11 protein-coding genes are annotated in these 14,842 nt (G+C 61.9%); 4 read left to right on the top strand and 7 right to left on the bottom strand.

Going from position 1 to position 14,842, the window contains the following annotated elements; translation table 11 throughout:
* Positions 1-143 precede the first annotated feature (143 nt).
* From HZ994_01980 to HZ994_01960, 5 genes are all read right to left on the bottom strand, one after another.
* Entirely contained in the window at positions 144-3,593 is a 3,450-nt protein-coding gene (locus HZ994_01980; GenBank protein ID QTN34297.1) for a pyruvate carboxylase, read from the bottom strand.
* A 68-nt stretch (positions 3,594-3,661) separates the two neighbouring features.
* On the bottom strand, positions 3,662-4,030 hold the full coding sequence (locus HZ994_01975) for a DUF5615 family PIN-like protein (protein QTN31142.1): 369 nt from the start codon (positions 4,028-4,030) through the stop codon (positions 3,662-3,664).
* Positions 4,027-4,257 carry a DUF433 domain-containing protein gene (locus HZ994_01970; protein ID QTN31141.1) on the bottom strand — a complete coding sequence of 77 codons (231 nt, stop codon included), beginning with the start codon at positions 4,255-4,257 and terminating at the stop codon, positions 4,027-4,029. The genes HZ994_01975 and HZ994_01970 overlap by 4 nt, the downstream gene beginning before the upstream one ends.
* Before the next feature lie 48 nt (positions 4,258-4,305).
* Positions 4,306-5,655, bottom strand: a complete 1,350-nt coding sequence (mnmE, locus tag HZ994_01965; protein ID QTN31140.1) for a tRNA uridine-5-carboxymethylaminomethyl(34) synthesis GTPase MnmE — start codon at positions 5,653-5,655, stop codon at positions 4,306-4,308.
* Between the two features lie 18 nt (positions 5,656-5,673).
* The gene (locus HZ994_01960) at positions 5,674-6,834 is read right to left on the bottom strand and encodes a hypothetical protein (protein QTN31139.1); all 1,161 of its coding nucleotides are present in this window, start codon (positions 6,832-6,834) and stop codon (positions 5,674-5,676) included.
* Between the two features lie 422 nt (positions 6,835-7,256).
* Between HZ994_01960 and HZ994_01955 the strand changes: the two genes are divergently transcribed.
* The gene (locus HZ994_01955) at positions 7,257-8,573 is read left to right on the top strand and encodes a DEAD/DEAH box helicase (GenBank protein ID QTN31138.1); all 1,317 of its coding nucleotides are present in this window, start codon (positions 7,257-7,259) and stop codon (positions 8,571-8,573) included.
* A gap of 338 nt (positions 8,574-8,911) precedes the next feature.
* Positions 8,912-9,070, top strand: a complete 159-nt coding sequence (locus tag HZ994_01950) for a hypothetical protein (GenBank protein ID QTN31137.1) — start codon at positions 8,912-8,914, stop codon at positions 9,068-9,070.
* A 258-nt stretch (positions 9,071-9,328) separates the two neighbouring features.
* On the opposite strand, the gene HZ994_01945 is transcribed toward HZ994_01950, so the two are convergent.
* Positions 9,329-10,819, bottom strand: a complete 1,491-nt coding sequence (locus HZ994_01945) for a rhamnulokinase (GenBank protein QTN31136.1) — start codon at positions 10,817-10,819, stop codon at positions 9,329-9,331.
* A gap of 159 nt (positions 10,820-10,978) precedes the next feature.
* On the opposite strand from HZ994_01945, the gene HZ994_01940 reads away from it, so the two are divergent.
* Together HZ994_01940 and HZ994_01935 are read left to right on the top strand one after the other, a co-directional pair.
* Positions 10,979-11,977: an aspartate-semialdehyde dehydrogenase gene (locus tag HZ994_01940; GenBank protein QTN31135.1), complete on the top strand. Its 999-nt coding sequence runs from the start codon at positions 10,979-10,981 to the stop codon at positions 11,975-11,977.
* A gap of 51 nt (positions 11,978-12,028) precedes the next feature.
* Positions 12,029-13,204, top strand: coding sequence for an aminopeptidase (locus tag HZ994_01935; GenBank protein QTN31134.1), 1,176 nt, complete (start codon positions 12,029-12,031; stop codon positions 13,202-13,204).
* A gap of 78 nt (positions 13,205-13,282) precedes the next feature.
* Here HZ994_01935 and HZ994_01930 read toward each other — a convergent pair whose 3' ends face one another.
* A complete protein-coding gene (locus HZ994_01930) occupies positions 13,283-14,842 on the bottom strand; it encodes an aldehyde dehydrogenase (NADP(+)) (protein ID QTN31133.1) in 1,560 nt (519 codons plus the stop codon).

The raw sequence follows: 14,842 nt of genomic DNA, 5'->3' as shown, positions 1-14,842 counted from the left end.
GCAAGATAGCCAAACGGTGAACCCGAATCCAGCCGAAAAACCAGGGGCAAGGAGTGGCGGCGATCTTTGGTCGCCGTTGTCGTTTGTGGAGTCTCGGGGGGAGGGCGACCGAAGATCGCCCCCACGCCCCGGGACGCCGCTGGCTAAGACTCCATCGCCACCAGCAGATCATCGGAGTCCACCTGGACGCCCTTTTTGACGAGGATGTCCTTGATGGTGCCGTCCACGGGGGCGGAGACGGTGGTGAGCATTTTCATGGCTTCGATGATGACGAGCTTGTCGCCGGCCTTGACCTCGGTGCCGGGGGAGACGGCGATCTCCGTGACCATGCCGGGGAGGGGGGCGGAGACGTGGGACGGGTTGTCCGGGTCGCCTTTCCTGCGGGCGGCGGTGGCGGTGGTGGAGAGGGATTTGTCCACGACGATGGATTCGCGGGGCATGCCGTTGAGCTCGTAGAAGAGGGTGCGGCGGCCTTCGTCGTCCGGCTCGCCGATGGAGATGAGCTTGATGATGAGGATTTTCCCGGGGTCGATCTCGACCTCGATTTCCTCGCCGATCTGGAGGCCGTAGAAGAAGGCGGGGGAGGGGAGCTTGCTGAGATCGTCGTATTGGTTGCGGGTATCGCGGAATTCCTTGTAAACCGCCGGATACATGAGGTGCGAATAGAGGGCATCCTGCACCCGGATCGTATCGAAGCTCTCGCCATCACGGAAAAACTGCTTGGCCGTTTCGTGCAGATCCACCGGCTCGGCGAGTTCGCCGGGACGCTTTGTGGTGATCTTGCGGTTGGGGCCGAGGACGACCTTCTGCACGTCCGCAGGCCAGCCTCCGTCCGGTTGGCCAAGGCCGCCGGAGAGCATGTCGATGACGGATTCCGGGAAGTCGATGGAGCCGGGTTTGATCTTGGTCACGTCGCTGGCCTTGATGCCGCGGGTGACGAGGAACATGCACATGTCGCCGACGACTTTCGACGAAGGCGTGACCTTGATGATGTCGCCGAAGAGCTGGTTGACCTCGGCATAGGTGCGGGCGATCTCGCGCCAGCGGTGGCCGAGTCCCATGGCGTTGGCTTGCTCGCGGAGGTTGGTGTATTGGCCGCCGGGCATCTCGTGCTCGTAAACCTCGGCGGTGCCTGCGCGCGGGGCGGAGTCGAAGGGTTTGTAGAAGCCCATGACGTGCTCCCAGTAGTCGGAGATGTCGTTGAGCGCATCGAAGTCCAAGCCGGGATCCTGCTCGGAGGAGGCGAGGGCGGCGCAGACGGAATTGAGGTTCGGCTGCGAGGTCGAGCCGGACATGGAGGCGATGGCGAGATCCGCGATGTCCACGCCCGCGCGCGAGGCGGCGATGACGGATGCGGCGTTCAGCCCGGAGGTGTCGTGGGTGTGGAAATGGATGGGGATGCCGATTTCCTGTTTCAGCGCGTGGACGAGGTTGTAGGCGGCCTGCGGTTTGCAGAGGCCGGCCATGTCCTTGATGCAGAGGATGTGGGCGCCCATTTTCTCAACTTCCTTCGCCTTCGCGATGTAGTAGTTGAGGTCGTATTTCGAACGGGCGGGATTGAGGATATCGCCGGAGTAGCAGATCGCCGCTTCGCAAATGGATTTCCCGTGCTCGCGGACCGTCTCCATCGCGACCTGCATGTTCGGCAGGTAGTTGAGCGAGTCGAAGATGCGGAAGATATCCATCCCGCTGTCGGCGGCGTGGTGGATGAAACCGGCGACGACGTTGTCCGGGTAGTTCGAATAACCGACCGCGTTCGAGCCACGGAAGAGCATCTGGAAAAGGATGTTCGGCACTTTTTCGCGGAGGCGGCGGAGGCGCTCCCATGGATCCTCGTTGAGGAAACGCATCGCGGTGTCAAAAGTCGCGCCGCCCCACATTTCCAAAGAGAACATCTCCGGGGTGCGGGCGGAGTAGGCTCCGGCGACCTTGAGCATGTCGTAGGTGCGCATGCGGGTGGCGATGAGCGACTGGTGGGCGTCGCGCATGGTGGTGTCGGTGATGAGGAGACGTTTTTGGTCGAGGATCCACTGGGAGAATTTCTCGGGGCCGAGTTCCTGGAGGAGGGGTTTGGTGGATTCTTCGAAGGCGGATGGGCGACCGAAGATCGCCCCCACGTCAGCTGGCATCATGATCGCCGACGGCTTGTAGCCTTTTGCGTGGGGGTTGCCGTTGACGGTGATTTCCGAGAGGTAGGCGAGGGTGCGGGTGGCGCGGTCGCGGCGTTTGCTGAACTTGAAGAGCTCTGTCTTCGTATCGATCAGCTTGGTGTGTGCCTGGCCGGAACGGAAGGTCTCATCCGCGATGATGTTTTCGAGGAAAGGGATGTTGGTTTTCACTCCCCGGATGCGGAACTCGCGCAGTGCGCGATCCATGCGCTGGCAGGCCATGGGGAAATCGCGGCCCATGGTGGTGAGCTTCACGAGCATGGAATCGTAGAACGGCGTGATGACGGATCCGGCATCGCCCGAGGCGGCATCGAGGCGGACGCCGAAGCCTGCGGCGGAGCGGTAGTTGAGAATTCGGCCGTAGTCCGGGGCGAAGTTTTTCTCCGGATCCTCGGTGGTGATGCGGCATTGGATGGCAAAGCCGTTGCAGGGGATGTTTTCCTGGGATGGAAGGGCGATCTCTTCGTCGAAAAGTGCGTTGCCCTGCGCGACGAGGATCTGCGAGCGGACGAGGTCGATGCCGGTGACGCATTCCGTGACCGTGTGCTCGACCTGGATGCGCGGGTTCATCTCGATGAAGAACCAATCGTTCTGATCCATGTCGTAAAGAAACTCGACGGTGCCGGCGTTGTTGTAACCGATGCCGGCAGCGAGTTTCACGGCCGCATCGCAGAGTTCCTTCCGGATCTTCGGATCGAGGTGCATGGCGGGTGCGACCTCGACGACTTTCTGGTAGCGGCGCTGGACCGAGCAATCGCGCTCGTAGAGGTGGACGACGTTGCCGTGCTGGTCACCGAGGATCTGCACCTCGATGTGCTTGGCGCGCTTGATGTAGCGCTCGAGGAAAACGGCTGCATTGCCGAACGCGTTCTCCGCCTCGGCGCGGGCTTCCGCCAGAAGGCCGGGGAGTTGCGATGGCTTATCCACGACGCGCATGCCGCGCCCGCCTCCGCCGAAGGCTGCCTTGATGATGAGCGGGAAACCGATCTTGTGGGCGATTTCGAGCGCCTCGTCGGGATCGGTGATCGGCTCCTCGGTGCCGGGCAGCGTGGGGACGTCGAACCTGTGGGCAAGCGCGCGGGCCGCCGTTTTGTCGCCCATGTTTTCCAAAAGATCCGGTGATGGGCCGATGAAGATGATTCCTTCCCGGGCGCAGGCGCGGGCGAAATTCGGGTTTTCCGAGAGGAAGCCGTAGCCCGGGTGGATCATCGTCACGCCCTTTGCCTTCGCCAGTTTCACGATGCCTTCGTAATCGAGATACGCACCGACCGGCCCTTTCGAGGAATCGAGCTGGTAGGCTTCGTCGGCCTTGAAGCGGTGGATGGAGAAGCGGTCTTCTTCGGCGAAGATGGAGACGGTGCGGAGACCGAGTTCGGTGGCGGCGCGGAAAATGCGGATCGCGATTTCGCCGCGGTTCGCGGCCATGATTTTGCCGGGTTTCTTTGGGTTTGTGGGCATGATGGGTTTTATTTGAAGTGGAAAGTGCCGAGTGATCAGTGATCAGTGGAAGGCTGTGGTTTTCTGATTCTGATTTGATTGGGTGCGATGACGGTGAATGATTTTTTCAGTTCATCGCCATGCATTTCGAGGACTTTTTGCAGTATCCTGCTTTTTTCGTCAGTTCTCAGGCCGGCTAGCCTTATTAAAGTGACGCCGTGATGGACTAGTTTCTGACGGTAGGCCATTTCGCCGAAATCCTTGTCACCGGTGAGAAGCAGGGCTCCGTGACGGTTCGCTAGCTCGAGAACTTGTTCATCCGGAATGCCCGGAGAGTCCTCGGAAATTGAAATCACTTCATGTCCGGCATTCCGCAGATCCCGGGTGATGATGCAGTTCAGATTTTCATCCGCGAGGAGTTTCATGCCGCATGTCCGGGAACCGGATAAATTACATCGGCTTTGAGAGCTTTGGCCCCAAAGTCGATGGCAGCGAGCACGGCCTCACGGGTGAGGGTAGGGTGCCCGGAAAGGATCTGTTCGAAGGATTCTCCTGCGCCGAGAGCCTCAAGGATATACTCCACCGTAATCCGGGTGCCGGTGATGACGGGCTTCCCCATCATGATTTTCGGGTCGGAACTGATCATTTCCATTTCCTAGCCTAGTTGTAAAGATAAGGGGGTTCAATGGTGAAAACGGGATTATTTCCCGATGCAGAACTGGGAGAAGATGACACCTAGCAGGTCTTCCGTATCGACTTTGCCGGGGATTTCTCCGAGGGCGTCGAGGGCTTCGCGGAGGTCGATGGCGGCGAGTTCGGGGTCGGAGTTTTCCTCGGTGAGGAGTTCGAGCGCGGCCAGGAGGTTCGTGCGGGCCAGCGCAAGCGAGGCTTGGTGGCGGGCGTTGATGGCGATGGCGTGCTCGCCGAAGTCCGCTTCCGTGAAATGGAGCGCCACCCGGATTTTCTCCGACAGGGCATCGAATCCCGCGCCGCTCGCGCAGGAGATCCGTGTGGCGTCCGCGGCGTTCCACGAGGGGTGCTCGCCGAGGTCGGATTTGTTGAGGACGAGGAGATGGGTGGCGTGGTTCGAGGGATAGACGGCGCGCTCGGGGCGGGGCTGCGAGGCGTCGGCGATTTCCAACAGCAGGTCTGCGCTCTCGATCTGGCGGACGGTACGCTGGATGCCTTGCGTTTCGATGAGATCGTCCGACTCGCGCACCCCTGCGGTATCGACGAGGCGAAGGGGGATGCCGCCGAGGTTGATGACTTCCTCGATCGTGTCGCGGGTGGTACCGGGGATGTCGGAGACGATGGCGCGCTCGAAGCCGAGCAGGCGGTTGAGCAGGGAGGATTTCCCGACGTTCGGCTCGCCGAAAATCACCGTCCGGACACCTTCGCGGAGGATGCGTCCCTGGTCGGCGGTGGCGAGGAGCGAGTCGATGGTTCCGAGGATGCCGTCTATGCGGATCCCTAGCTGGATTGCGGTCTGTGGATCGATGTCCTCGTCGGGAAAATCGATCCAAGCCTCCAGGTGGGCGAGGATTTCCAATAGCTCGTCGCGGGCGGCGGTGGTTCGTTTTCCCAGCGTCCCCTCAAGCTGTGAGTGGGCGGCGCGGATGGCGAGACGGGTCTGGGCGGAGATGAGATCCATGATTCCCTCGGCCTGGGTCAGGTCGAGTTTCCCGTTCATGAATGCGCGTTGTGAAAATTCGCCGGGCGAAGCATGTACGGCTCCGCATTCAAGGAAGCGGGAGAGGATTTCACGGGTCACTAGTATGCCCCCGTGCCCGGCGAACTCAACTGTGTCCTCGCCGGTGAAGGATTTGGGGGCAAGGAAAACCGTAAGCAGGCCGTCGTCGATGACCGCACCGTTCTTGTCGCGGATCTTGCAGCGCCGGGCTAGGCGGGGCATGGAGGAGGATGCGATCCCTCCGCAGGCCATGTCCGCGATCTCAACCGCCCTCGGGCCGGAAAGCCTCACCAGCGAGATGGCGCCCACGCCGGGGGCGGTGGCAATGGCGGCGATGCTTGAGCTTTGGGCCGTAGCCATGCGGATGCGGTCGGGCGACTATCTGTTAGAGGCGGTTGCCGGTATTTCCTCCCCGCCAAGCCCAAGGAATTCCCAGCAGATGAAGCGCTTGATCCCGAGAACTGGGTTATCCTGGGAGCCTGTCCACTCCAGTTCGACGGTTGCGGTGCGTGTGACCGGCGTGCCCTGTTTCGTGCCGCGCCAGTTGATGACGGCCAGTTCCTTGCCGATTGCGGAATCCAGGGGGACGTTCACGCGGACGGAGTCCTCCAGGTTGGCAGGGTCGACGACGCGGTAGCTCCGGGATCCGGCCACTCCCTGGCCTTTTTCCGGGACATCCTCAACGATGAGCACCCTGAAGACCTCCGGGCGTCCGATATCGGGAAGCTCTGTGAAGTTCTGGAAAGTGCGGTACTTCGTCTGCGCGAAGACCTCCCAATCTAGCTTGAGCCCCGCGCTTGTCCGCTTGAAGAAGGCGTGTACGCGCACCGGCTCCATAGAGAAATTCCCAACGCGTGCAAAGGTGCTGAGAAGGATGTCCGCTTCCTCAAGGCCATACTGGACCTCAAGCGGCGCGAGGGGGCGGAAAAACTCCCGAAGTGCGAACTGCGGGGGCTGGTCATAGGTCATCATGAAAATCCCGCGCTTTCTGTCGGCCTCGGAAAGGTCCTGAATAGAAAAGGATTCCGCAGGCGTGTCCTCGTCATGGATGACGACACCACCATAGAATAGTTCGATGCTCTCTTTGAGTTCATCGGCGTTGCGGATGTATGGCAGCTTGTCCGCCACGCTTTTTCCGGCGATGAATTTCCCCAGGACATCGTAGGCATCGGACTGCCAGCCGATCCGGATGTAGTTGGCCTCGCGGATCTCATTGTCCTCGGGGGTGCCGGCGACGGCCGGGGGCTCGATGTTGTTTCCCATCTGGTTGGAAATATAATATACGGCGCCGCCGCCTGCCAGGATGAGCGCAAAAAGTCCGAGCATGGCCGGGATGATGCCGTTGGAGGTTTTCCGGCGTCCCTGGGGGACTGCTTTCTGGGGTTGGGCGGCGATTTCCCCTGCGCCATCACGCCGGGGTGGGATGACCGCCTGCCGCACCTGCGTTTCCGTCCCGGCGGGGACGGCGGAGGCAGGCTGCTGGGCGACATACGCCTGCGGTGCAGTACCCTGCCCGGGAGGTGCGGGGGATGTGATCACACCCTGGCAATGCGGGCACGGACCTGTCGTCGGAGGCAGCGAATATGGGATGACGATACGCCCCCTGCAATGCTGGCAGTGGAAATCGCGTTCCTGTGGGGTTTGGGAGAAATCTGACATAGGCGAAAATACCGTTACGGACATAGTTTAGTTACCTGAAATGACGATGTCAATGCAGCGGGTTGGCGATGTACGGCAAAGGCCGGGGGATGCCTTTGCCCATGGCCTTGCGAGAAAAACATTGTCATCCGGGTGTTTCCGCCTATGGAAGCTCTCAGACGGATGTGTTTTCGTCGGCCGCCGCGTATGCGGCACGCTTTTTCCGGTCTTCGTTCGATGAGAGATTGTAAGAGGTTCACCCTTCATCTCATCGACCCCGCCAGCAGCCGTTTCCCGGCCGGGCTGGCATTTACGAAACAAACATGACCGCAACATTTGAAGCGATGGCTCTCGCCGCGCCCTTGAAACAGGTTCTCAACGAACTCGAATACACCACACCGTCTCCCGTCCAGGCCCAGGCCATCCCGCTGCTTTTGGAAGGGCGGGACCTCCTCGGATGCGCACAGACAGGCACGGGGAAAACGGCATCCTTCGCGCTGCCCATCCTACATGCCCTGCACACGGATCCGAAGCGGATCGCCCCGAGGCAGTGCCGCTGCCTTGTGCTCGCACCCACCCGCGAGCTGGCCATCCAGGTCGGGAAGTCCTTTTCCACATACGGCCAGAAAATTCGGTTCCGCCAGACGCTCATCTATGGTGGCGTGGGGCAGAATCCGCAGGTTTCTGCGATGCGGGGCGGTGTGGATGTCCTCGTCGCCTGCCCGGGGCGCCTGCTAGATCTCATCGAACAGCGCCATGTCGATCTCTCCGGGGTCGAGTTCTTGGTTCTCGATGAGGTGGACCGCATGTTGGACATGGGCTTTTTGCGGGATGTGAAAAAGATCCTCGCCCTGGTGCCCCGGAAAAAGCAGTCGCTGTTTTTCTCCGCCACCCTGGCCCCGAACATCGTCGCCCTCGCGCAAGGCATCCTCAATGATCCCGCCCGCGTGACCATCACCCCGGAGGTGACGACCGCCGAGCGCATCGAGCAACAGCTCTGCTTCGTGGATCGCGGGAACAAGATGTATCTGCTTCAGGAGCTTTTGGAAAAACAGGCGGGAGCTGCTTCGGCCAGGCTCAGCATCGTTTTCAACCGCACCAAGCACGGCGCGAACAAGATTGCCAAGGCGCTCGCTTCCGCGGGCATCGCGGCCGAGGCGATCCATGGGAACAAGTCCCAGGCACAGCGCGAGAAGGCGCTTGCGAAATTCAAGCAAGGCCTCGTCCCCGTCCTTGTCGCCACCGATGTGGCCGCGCGGGGGGTGGATGTGAAGGATGTTGGCCTGGTGGTGAACTACGATCTCCCCAACGAGCCGGAAGCCTACGTCCACCGCATCGGGAGAACGGGGCGGGCCGGAGCCGACGGGCTCGCCGTCTCATTCTGCGCGGAGGATGAGATCGACTTCCTGCGCGACATCGAGAAGACCATCAAGACCGCGATTCCCCGCAACACCGATCATGCCTGGCACAGCGAGACGCTGCGCGAGAAGCACAGCAGCGGATTCCGCCCGCCGGCCGTTAAGCAGGGCGGAGGCGGAGGAGGGCGCGGCAGGCAGGGCGGCGGGCGCTCCGGCGCATCCCAGGGAGGATCGGGCGGGGGCGGCAGGCGTGGCACATCGGGACGGCGGCGTTCGGCCTGAGCGGTGGAGATGCAATGCATCCCTTCCTTTTGCCTTGCAGCCCAATGCCATCCGGTTAGTCTCTGCGAAGAAATCGCCCATTCAGGGTGTTTTCCCACAACAACCAACCAACACAACACTATGAACATGATCAAAATCGCCATCGTCGCCACCGTAGCAGCGTTTTTCGCGGCTTCCTGCTGCCCAAGCGCACCAGCAGCACCAGCTTACCAAGCACCTGCCAAGTAATCCAGGCTTCAAGCCCCGCTCGCTTCGATCCGGAGTCGGGCGGGGTTTTTTCGATCCGAGGATCGAAAATGCTTTCCCAACAACCATCCCCAGATACAACAAATCCCACCATGATCCGTTTGCTCCTTGCCATTGCTGCCAGCGTCACCGCTGTCCTCGCCACTTCCTGCGGTTGCTGCACCAGTGATGTCGCAGCCCCACAGCTTCCGCCAATGCCACAGTTCAAGGAAATCCCCACCGCTCCGGTGCAGGTTGATTACTCGAAGTAGAGGCCTACCACACCCATTTTCCAAAACAGGATCCGGCTTCCCACGAAGACCGGCTCCTGTTTTTTTTGGGGGTGTGAGTTGCCGTCATGGCATTCCCGGCAGCCATCGGGTGGAATGGATTTGCCCAAATGGATTCTTTCCGCCTCTCATTTCATCAGTTTGGTTCAGCCAACGTCCCTGGTTGGGAAGCGGAATCGGGCATCATGTGTCAGAGACCGGACTTGTTGGGATGCACCGAAGAAACTCCGCTGCGGGAGTTCAAGACATCATGCGGAGGAAGTCACGGTAGGCTTTTTCCCATGTCTCGCCATCCTCCGGCGAGTAGGTGACGAAGCCGAATGAATCCCGGATCAGGGCGCGGCCAGATGCGAAATCCGTTGTCTCCCCGGTGGCGATCATCTGGGTGATGATGTTGCCGCAGGAGGTTGCCTCGACGGGGCCGGCGATGACCTCGATGCCGAGCGCGTTTGCGGTGGCCTGGCAGAGCATCTCGTTCTGGATGCCGCCGCCGCCGGCGTGGAGCCGGGTGAAATCGATGCCGGTGAGGCGGGTGATGTTCTCATACACGTAGCGGTATTTCAGGGCGAGCGATTCGGTAGCGACGCGGAGGATCTGGCCGATGGATTCCGGGGCGGTCTGGCCGGTCTTTGCGCAGAACTCGCGGATCTTCCCCGGCATGTTCCCTGGGCTTGCGAAGACCGGGGCATCGGGATCGATGAAGGCGGTGAACGGCTTGGCGGCGGCGGCCATTTCCGCAAGCTCGGCGAAGGAGTGATCCATGCCATCGAGATCCCACTGGCGCTTGCACTCCTGGATGAGCCAGAGGCCTGCGATGTTCTTGAGGAAGCGGACGGTGCCAGAGACGCCGAGTTCGTTGCAGAAGCCGAGTTCGAGTGCTTCCGGGCTGGTGATGGGCTGGCGGATCTCCACTCCCATGATGGACCAGGTGCCGGAGGACAGCCAGAGGGTTTCCTCCCCGGAGATCGGGATGCCAGCGACCGCCGAGGCGGTGTCGTGCGAGGGCGCGACGACGAGCGGGATGTCGCTGCGGCCGAGGGTGGATTTCAGCTCCGGGCGGAGGTTTCCGAGGATGGTTCCGGGGACGACGATTTTCCCGAAAAGCTTACGCGGCAAGCCGAGCGCCTCGATGACATCGAAGGCCCAGTCGCCGGTGCGGGGGTTGAGGAGCTGGGAGGTGGAGGCGATGGTGCGCTCCACGGCCTTCACCCCGGTGAGCCAGTAGGCGAGGATGTCGGGGACGAAGAGGAGAGTGCTCGCTTCTGTCAGGAGCTGCGGGTTTTTCAGCCGCAGCGCGAGCAGGTGAAGGGAGCTGTTGTAGAAGTTCGTCTTGATCCCGGTGCGCCCGAAGACCTCCACCTCAGGAAGCAGGGCGTGCATTGTATCAGCCATGCCCTCGAAGCGCGGGTCACGGTATTGGTGGGGCGGGGCGATGAGCTCGCCGGTGGCGTCGAAGAGGCCGAAATCGCAACCCCAGGTGTCGATGCCGATGGAGGCGATGTCATTGCCATGGGTTTCCACCGCTTTTTTCAGGCCGCTGACGATCTCATGGAAAAGCCCGAGGATGTTCCAGTAGAGGCCGGAGGGGAGTTCCACGGCGGGATTCCCGAAACGGTGGATTTCCTTGAGAGTGAGTTTTCCATCCGCGACGATTCCTGCGATGATACGCCCGCTGCTCGCGCCGAGATCGACGGCGATGCGGACCATGGGTTTGGTTTCTTTTGTGGACACGCGGGCTTTCTAGCAAGTGCCCGGGGTCTTGCAACAGGGGAATCCGCACAGGGAAACCATTTGGTCGGTCGCACCCGTGCAACGCGCTTAGGGATTGCAAGGGGAGGCGATCGGGATATCTTGCGCGCCCCCCGGCGTGTGGCCGGAGAATTACGAGAAATGAAACTACCTCATGTGGCGATTGTCGGGGCGACGGGTGCCGTCGGCGTTGAGATGCTCCTTTGCCTGGAGCAACGGAATTTCCAGCTCGGAGGGCTGACCTTGCTCGCCTCCGCGCGCTCGGCGGGGAAGACCATGAAATTCCGCGGCCAGGAGATCGTCGTGAAAGAGCTCACCCATGATTCCTTCGCAGGCGTCGATATCGCGATGTTCAGCGCGGGCGGCGGGATCTCGCTGGAGTTCGCGCCGTCGGCAGCAGCCGCCGGGGCCGTTGTCATCGACAATTCCTCGGCATTCCGGATGGACGAGGGGGTGCCGCTGGTGATCCCGGAAATCAACCCCGCCGCCGCAAATGACAGGCCCAAGGGCATCATTGCGAACCCGAACTGCACCACCATCATTTCGCTCATGGCGCTGGCGCCGCTCCACGAGGCATACGGCTTGGAAAGCGTCATCGCGTCGAGCTACCAGGCGGTTTCGGGCTCCGGGGCGCAGGGCATCGTCGAGCTGGAGGAGCAGGTGCAGGCCATTGCGAACGGCAGGGACTTCACCCCAAAGGTCTATCCGCGACAGATCGCGTTCAATGTCATACCGCAGGTGGATTCTTTCACGGAAAACGGCTACACCAAGGAAGAGATGAAGATGCTCAACGAAGGGCGCAAGATCCTGGGAGTGGATGCGCTCAAGGTTTCCTGCACCTGCGTCCGGGTGCCGGTCTATCGCTCGCACTCCGTCTCCATCACCGCGAAATTTTCCAAGCAGCCGAGCGTCGAGGGGGCGAAGGCCGCCTACCAGGGCAAGCCGGGCGTGCTTGTCGTGGATGATCCCGCAAACAAGGTTTTCCCGGTGCCGCTTGACACCACCGGCAAGGACGATTGCCTGGTCGGGCGCATACGCAGGAACCTGGTGCTGGAAAACGCCCTTGATCTATGGGTCGTCGGAGACCAGGTGCGGAAAGGCGCGGCGCTCAACGCCGTCCAGATCGCGGAGATTTTGTGAAATCGCCGGGCTTCGCGTGACAAACGGGCTCCGCTCATCTAGGCCTTGCGGATGCTTACCCAGATCCATCTCGACCGCTGGGCGGAGGTGCTCGTGCGCCATGCGACAAATGTCCGCCCGGGAAACATCGTCCGCATCAACGCCCAACCTGCGGCGGAGCCCCTGCTTGAGGCGGTTTACCGCAAGGTGCTCGAGGCGGGAGGCAATCCCATCGTGAACTGCCGCCCTGAATTTCTCGGAGAGGCTTTCTACGAACTCGCCTGTCCTGAGCAGCTCGATTGGGCGAACCCGTTCACGCTGCATGAAACCCAGGCCATCGACGCCTCGATCAACATCAGCGCGATCACCAATCTCAGGGCGCTGGACAAGTTCGACACTTCGGTGACCCAGCGTGCGGCGCGGGCACAGAAGGATTCGCGCGAGCTGTTTTTTCAGAGGGCGGCGGTCGCGGACGATCCGTCCATCGACTCGACGCTCAAGCCGCTGTTGTGGACGACCACTCTTTTCCCGACCAACGCCTACGCCCAGGACGCGGGGATGAGCCTCGCCGATTACAGCGATTTCGTGGTCAGCGCCTGCCAGCTCGGGCAGGAAGACCCGGTGGCTTTCTGGGAAAAGCTAGATCAATGGCAGTGTGAGCTTGCGGGGAAACTCATGGCTGGTAGCGAACTCCATTTCCAAACGCCCGAAGGGACGGATCTCAGGGTTGCCGTATCTGGGATGAAATGGCTCTCCAGCCCCGGTAGGAAGAACTTCCCCGACGGCGAGGTCTATTCCGGGCCGAATCTCGGTGCGGAGAACGGTGGCGCGGAAGGCGTGGTGCTTTTCGACAAGCGCTGCGTCTATCAGGGGCATGCTGTCAGGAACGCACGCATCGTGATGGAGAAAGGCCGGGCGACGGATGTCACGGCGGAGGAGGGGGAGGATTTTCTCATTGCCATGCTCGATCAGGACGAGGGTGCCCGCCGCATCGGCGAGGTTGCCTTCGGGACGAACCGGGCGATCTCAAAACCCACCGGCCAGATCCTCTACGATGAGAAGATGGGCGGTTCCTTCCATCTTGCCTTCGGCGCTGGATACCCCGAAACCGGAAACTGCAACAAGAGCGCCCTCCACTGGGATCTTATCGCAAGCCTCGGCGAGGGCTCGAAGGTCACCCTCGACGGACAGCCGTTCTGCTGCGACGGCAAGTTCGTCGACATGCCTGCGGAAGTCAGGTGGCTTTGAGCGGGCGATACGGAGAACCGTCCTTCCGGTCGGCGTATTCCGATACCACTGCAAAGCCGCCTGGAAGGAAGGCTCTCCCTATCCCATCCGCTTGATCCCCAGCGGATTCGCGTCCTGCAGCTCCAGCGGAAGCGCAGCGTCCGGGAAGGACTGCCACGCGACCGCACGGCAAAAACGGTAGATGGCCATGGTGCCGACGGAAGTGCTGCGTCCATCCGAGGTCGAGGGATAAGGCCTCCGGTGGACCATGCTGGAGCAGACTTCGACACCGGTTGGGAACCCATTGAAGATCAGGCGTCCGGCGCGTTGCTGGAGCGCGTGGACGAGGCCTGCATGTTCCGCAAGCTCTTCCTCGGTGGCATGCAGGGTGGCGGTGAGCTGGCCCTCCAGTTTTGCGATGGCGGCTTCGATCTCTGCCAGGCTGCCCCTGACAATCAACGATCCGGGGCCGAAGAGTTCGCCCTGCAGCTCCTCGCTTTTCAGGAAATCCGCGATGGATACGGTGAACACGACGGGAACCACCTGTCCGTGGCCTGCGGTTGCAGGGCAGCGGGCGAGGGTTTCCACCCCGGCGGCGGAGGCGAAGGCAGAGGTGGCTTCGGAAAATGCGCCGCAGATGGAGGCATTGAGCAGGGTGGCGGGAGAGCCGGCCTCGACGAGTTCCTTGAGGCGGGCGAGGAAATCATCGCCATTCTCCGTGGGCAGGAAAACCAAGCCGGGGTTTGTGCAGAACTGGCCAGCGCCGAGCGTGAGCGAGCCGTAGTAGGCCTCGGCCAGCGCCGCCTCTCCCTTGGCAAGCGCTCCGGGAAGGATGACAAGCGGGTTGACCGAGCTCATTTCCGCATAGACCGGGATGGGCTGCGGGCGGGCGGCGGCGGTGGCCATCAGGGCGGTGCCGGCGGCGCGCGATCCGGTGAAGCCGACCGCCTGTGTGACCGGATGCTTCACAACAGCCTGGCCCACCGTGCGTCCGCCTCCGTAGAGCAGCGAGAAAACACCTTCCGGCATACCGCATTCCTGTGCAGCGGCGACGACCGCCGTCGCGACAATCTCGGCAAGCCCCGGATGCGAGGCATGCGCGATGACCACCACGGGGCAACCGGCGGCAAGCGCGGATGCGGTGTCACCCCCGGCCACGGAGAAGGCGAGCGGGAAATTGCTGGCGCAGAAAACCGCAACCGGCCCGAGCGGGCGGAGCATGGAGCGGAGGTCGGGCTTGGGGGCCGGGGCACGATCCGGGATGGCGCGCTCGATCCGGGCATCGACCCATGAGCCCTCCTCCAGCAACGCGGCGAACATGCGCAGCTGGCCGGTGGTGCGTCCGGTCTCGCCCCGCATGCGCGGTTCGGGCAATCCCGTTTCCAGCGGCCCGCGGGCGGCGATATCCTCCACGACGGCATCGATCTTGTCGGCGATGCTGCGCAGGAACGCGGCGCGGGGTTTTCCCGGAAGGCTTGAGTAAACAGGGAATGCCGCGGCGGCAAGCGACATGGCCTTTTCCACTTCCTGATCCGTGGCGGCGAGGTATTGGGGGGCGAGTTTTTCGCCCATGGCCGGGTTCACGGCCTGGCCGCAGGCGTGGGTGCCGTTGGAGCGTGAAAAGCCGATGAAGGAGGTGCCTGATAGTTGTGTGGTCAT

The organism is Akkermansiaceae bacterium (assembly GCA_017798145.1).
GTDB lineage: Bacteria > Verrucomicrobiota > Verrucomicrobiia > Verrucomicrobiales > Akkermansiaceae > Luteolibacter.
The sequence above is the reverse complement of the archived record's forward strand: the minus strand, read 5'-3'. Positions and strand labels throughout refer to the sequence as shown.

What these genes read in the sequence shown, in the direction of transcription:
- HZ994_01980 (QTN34297.1), bottom strand. Translation starts at nt 3,593, where the DNA reads ATGGCCGCGAACCGCGGCGAAATCGCGATCCGCATTTTCCGCGCCGCC.
- HZ994_01975 (QTN31142.1), bottom strand. Translation starts at nt 4,030, where the DNA reads ATGAAACTCCTCGCGGATGAAAATCTGAACTGCATCATCACCCGGGAT.
- HZ994_01970 (QTN31141.1), bottom strand. Translation starts at nt 4,257, where the DNA reads ATGGAAATGATCAGTTCCGACCCGAAAATCATGATGGGGAAGCCCGTC.
- mnmE (QTN31140.1), bottom strand. Translation starts at nt 5,655, where the DNA reads ATGGCTACGGCCCAAAGCTCAAGCATCGCCGCCATTGCCACCGCCCCC.
- HZ994_01955 (QTN31138.1), top strand. Translation starts at nt 7,257, where the DNA reads ATGACCGCAACATTTGAAGCGATGGCTCTCGCCGCGCCCTTGAAACAG.
- HZ994_01950 (QTN31137.1), top strand. Translation starts at nt 8,912, where the DNA reads ATGATCCGTTTGCTCCTTGCCATTGCTGCCAGCGTCACCGCTGTCCTC.
- HZ994_01940 (QTN31135.1), top strand. Translation starts at nt 10,979, where the DNA reads ATGAAACTACCTCATGTGGCGATTGTCGGGGCGACGGGTGCCGTCGGC.
- HZ994_01935 (QTN31134.1), top strand. Translation starts at nt 12,029, where the DNA reads ATGCTTACCCAGATCCATCTCGACCGCTGGGCGGAGGTGCTCGTGCGC.
- HZ994_01930 (QTN31133.1), bottom strand. Translation starts at nt 14,842, where the DNA reads ATGACCACACAACTATCAGGCACCTCCTTCATCGGCTTTTCACGCTCC.